Source organism: Lutibacter sp., assembly GCF_013139515.1.
GTDB lineage: Bacteria > Bacteroidota > Bacteroidia > Flavobacteriales > Flavobacteriaceae > Lutibacter.
Genome location: NZ_WTAR01000058.1, coordinates 1 through 4,027 on the forward strand (window position 1 = coordinate 1; position 4,027 = coordinate 4,027).

General features: G+C 32.0%; 4 protein-coding genes. All 4 read right to left on the reverse strand.

The features are described from left to right. Positions 1–772, reverse strand: a 772-nt coding sequence (locus GQ540_RS05935) for a sodium/solute symporter (protein ID WP_291798753.1), incomplete at its 3' end; no start/stop codon positions are given. Between the two features lie 24 nt (positions 773–796). Next, entirely contained in the window at positions 797–1,933 is a 1,137-nt protein-coding gene (gene galK / locus GQ540_RS05940) for a galactokinase (RefSeq protein ID WP_291798756.1), read from the reverse strand. A gap of 35 nt (positions 1,934–1,968) precedes the next feature. Then, positions 1,969–2,985 carry a UDP-glucose--hexose-1-phosphate uridylyltransferase gene (locus tag GQ540_RS05945; RefSeq protein WP_291798759.1) on the reverse strand — a complete coding sequence of 339 codons (1,017 nt, stop codon included), beginning with the start codon at positions 2,983–2,985 and terminating at the stop codon, positions 1,969–1,971. 10 nt (positions 2,986–2,995) lie between these two features. Continuing rightward, on the reverse strand, positions 2,996–4,024 hold the full coding sequence (galE, locus tag GQ540_RS05950) for a UDP-glucose 4-epimerase GalE (RefSeq protein WP_291798762.1): 1,029 nt from the start codon (positions 4,022–4,024) through the stop codon (positions 2,996–2,998). Positions 4,025–4,027 lie beyond the last annotated feature (3 nt).

Genomic DNA, 4,027 nt, shown 5'->3' on the forward strand with positions numbered 1-4,027 from the left:
AATTAGCAACCCATAAACCACCAACTAAAACTCCAATACCTGGTAAGTTTTTAAATTCAGGATTCGATTTATCTAAAATCATTGCAAATCTATCTGGAGCTGCATCATACACCGTTTTAATCCCTTCTATAACACCTTCACCGGCTGAAACAGTATCTAATGCTAAGTAAGTAGTTACTAAACCTCCTAATACTAAAAATATTACCTGAATCACATCAGTCCAAGCAACTGCAGAAAGACCACCATACAATGAATAAGCCGCAGCAAATAATGCCAAACCAACAACACCATAAGCCATTGGAATACCCATAATGGTTTCTAAAGCTAGTGAGCCTAAGTATAATACCGAAGCTAAGTTTACAAACACATACAATCCAATCCAAAACACCGCTAAAATGGTTTTTAAATTTGTTGAGAATCTTTTTTCTACAAACTCTGGTATGGTATATAATCCTTTTTCAATAAATATGGGCAAAAAATATTTTCCAACAATAATCAATGTAAAAGCTGCCATCCATTCATAAGATGCAATTGCCAACCCAAGTGCAAAACCTGAACCTGACATTCCTATAAATTGCTCTGCAGAAATGTTAGCTGCAATTAAGGAAGTACCAATTGCCCACCAAGGCAAAGATTTACTTGCTAAAAAATAATCTTCAGCGTTTTTTTGATGCCCCTCTTTATCTCTAGACACCCATAAGCCTACACCTAAAATTAATAGTGCATAGGCTACAAAAATGAAATAATCCCAAAAACCAAAATGTGTAGTCATACGTAGTTAAATTATATTAATATTTTATTTGTTTATTGTTGTTCCTTCGCTTGGCATTGCTTCAAATGCTGTTAACTTAATATTGAAATTTTTAAAATATGCTTCAGATATTTCTTCAACAAAACCATTTATTGCATCTTTATGAATTAAATTAATTGTACAACCTCCAAAGCCTCCACCCATAACTCTAGCGCCTATAACTTCATTATATTTTTTCGAAAAATCAACTAAGAAATCTAATTCTGGGCAGCTTACTTCATATAAATGTTGAAGTCCGCTATGAGTTTCGTACATATACTCGCCCAATAAATCTAATTTGTTATTTTTCAATGCTTCAACTGAATTTAAAACACGTGTTTTTTCTTCAATTACGTATGTACACCTATTAAAAACAACAGGTGATAATTCATTTTTAAACTCGTTTAGCATCTCCATTGAAACATCTCTTAACGAGTTTACTGCTGCATATTTTTTCTGAATTATTTTAACACCCTCTTCACATTGACTTCTTCTAATATTATATTCTCCTGAAGCTAAATTGTGAGATACATTTGTGTTTAATAACAATATTTTATACGGTTCAACTTTAAAAGGTACAAACTCATAATCTAATGATTGGCAATCTAGTAAAATAACATGGTCTTTTTTACTCATTACTGAAGCAAACTGATCCATAATACCACATTTTGTACCCACATAATTATGTTCGGCTCTTTGAGACAATTCAACAATTACCAATTTAGAAAGTCCAATATTAAATAGCTCATTTAAACCATAAGCCAAACCGCACTCTAAAGCTGCCGATGAACTTACACCCGAACCTATTGGGATATCACTTTCTAATACACAATCAAAACCTTCTAATTTGTTTGACAATTGTTGTATTTCATAAACAACTCCTAAAATAAAATTTTCCCATTGTTGTTCACTTTTTTTAACCTTGTCTAATTCAAATGAAAAACTGGTATTAAAATTATTACTGTAAACATTACAGGTTTTTAACGTATCGTTCTTCTTTAACTTAAACTGAATTTTTCTATCAATTGCCGTTGGTAAAACAAACCCGTTATTATAATCTGTATGTTCGCCAATAATATTAATTCTTCCTGGAGAATTAATAATAAGGTCAAAATTATTTTCTGTAAATCCTAGTTCTTTCATTGATTCTATTTTTCTTTCTGATTATCCAAACCTTTCTATAAAGCTTGAAGCTGTTTCGCAGCCATTTCAGCAGTAATATCTCTTTGTGGCATTGCAAACATTTCGTATCCCACCATAAATTTTTTCACTGTTGCCGACCTTAATAAAGGCGGATAAAAACTCATATGCCAATGCCATTCGCTATACTTATTTCCATCAGTTGGGGCTTGATGTATTCCTGAAGAATATGGAAATGAGGTATCGAACAAAGCATCGTATTTTTGTGTTAATATTTTTAGCGCTTCTGCAAAATCTTTCTTTTCTGAAATGGTTAACTCTCCAATTGAAGTCATGTGTCTTTTAGGAACAATCATAGCTTCGTAGGGCCAAACTGCCCAAAACGGAATTAGTGTTACAAAGTTTTCGTTCTCACAAATTACACGAACGCCTTCCTTTATTTCTTGCTCAATATAAGTTTGCAATAAACTAACACCTTCTTTAGCATAAAAATCTTCTTGTGATGTTGTTTTTTTCTGAATTTCAGTAGGAATTGAACGCTGTGCCCAAATTTGACCGTGAGGATGCGGATTACTACAACCCATTATTGCGCCTTTATTTTCGAAAATCTGCACATAATTTATAGCTGGTAAACTCCCTAATTCAGCAAATTCACTTTGCCAAGTTTCAATTACTTTCACCAAATCTTCAACTTCCATATCTGGAATTGTTAAAGAATGGTTAGGTGAAAAACAAATAACTTTACAAATACCACTCTCTCCCTCAGCTTTTAATAAACCTTCATTAAAATCAAAATTTGGAGTATCGTTTAATAACGCACCAAAATCGTTGGCAAATACGTTGGTGTTTTTATAATCATCATTTACAACTCCATTAATACGAGTGTTTGTAGGGCATAAATAACATTCAGCATCATATGCAATTTTCTCCTTTTTTGCTGTACTTTCTGTTTTACCTTGCCAAGGTCTTTTGGTTCTATGCGGCGAAACTAATATCCACTCACCTGTAAGTATGTTGTATCTTCTATGCGGATGTGTTTCTAATTGTTGATTCATTGTTGGTTTTTTAACTATTTCTTACTTTTTGTTCCCAATTCCATGAAGATGCTGTCATATCATCTAGTGTTAGAGTAGCATTCCAACCTAAAACTTCATTTGCTTTTGATGGGTTTGCATATAACTCTGGCACATCTCCTTCTCTTCTTTTTTCAAAAGAATAATTTAATTTTTGTTGGCTTGTTTTTTCAAAAGACTTTACAACATCAAGTACTGAATATCCAACACCTGTACCTAAATTAAAAACTTCAAAATTATCATTAGCCTCGCTATTTAATAGTCTTTTTAAAGCTTTTACATGAGCTTCAGCCAAATCTACCACATGAATATAATCACGTACTGCAGTTCCATCTTCCGTAGCATAATCTTTTCCAAAAATTTTAAGCTCTTTTCTAATTCCAACTGCTGTTTGTGTAATAAATGGCATTAAATTATTTGGAATCCCTGTAGGTAATTCTCCTATTTTTTCTGATTCATGAGCTCCAATTGGATTGAAATATCGTAAAGAAATACCTTTAAAATTTGGTTGCACTTTTAAAAAGTCTTCCATCATTTCTTCAGCTATTTTTTTTGTATTTCCATAAGGTGATGTAGGTCTTTTTGTTTTAGCTTCTTCAGTTATTGGCAGAATATCTGGCAATCCATAAACAGTGGCAGAAGAAGAAAATATCACATTTTTAATGGCATTATTTTCCATTCCTTCTAACACATTTAAAAGTATATTTAAATTGTTTTTATAATACCATATGGGTTTTTGAACACTTTCGCCAACAGCTTTTAATGCAGCAAAATTTATCACTGCAACAGCATCATTGTGACGTTTAAAAAATTGTGCTGTTTTGTTATCATCAGTCAAATCAATATTCTCAAACTCTGGAGTTACACCAGTAATTTCAGAAATACTTTTTAAAACTACTATATTAGAATTGCATAAATTATCAACAATAACAATTGAATATCCACTATTTATTAGTGCTACAACCGTATGAGAACCAATATATCCCATCCCACCAGTAACTATAATTTTTTGAGTTTTCATTTA

Coding starts and splice junctions, on each gene's coding strand:
- galK (WP_291798756.1), bottom strand. CDS start 1,933: ATGAAAGAACTAGGATTTACAGAAAATAATTTTGACCTTATTATTAAT.
- GQ540_RS05945 (WP_291798759.1), bottom strand. CDS start 2,985: ATGAATCAACAATTAGAAACACATCCGCATAGAAGATACAACATACTT.
- galE (WP_291798762.1), bottom strand. CDS start 4,024: ATGAAAACTCAAAAAATTATAGTTACTGGTGGGATGGGATATATTGGT.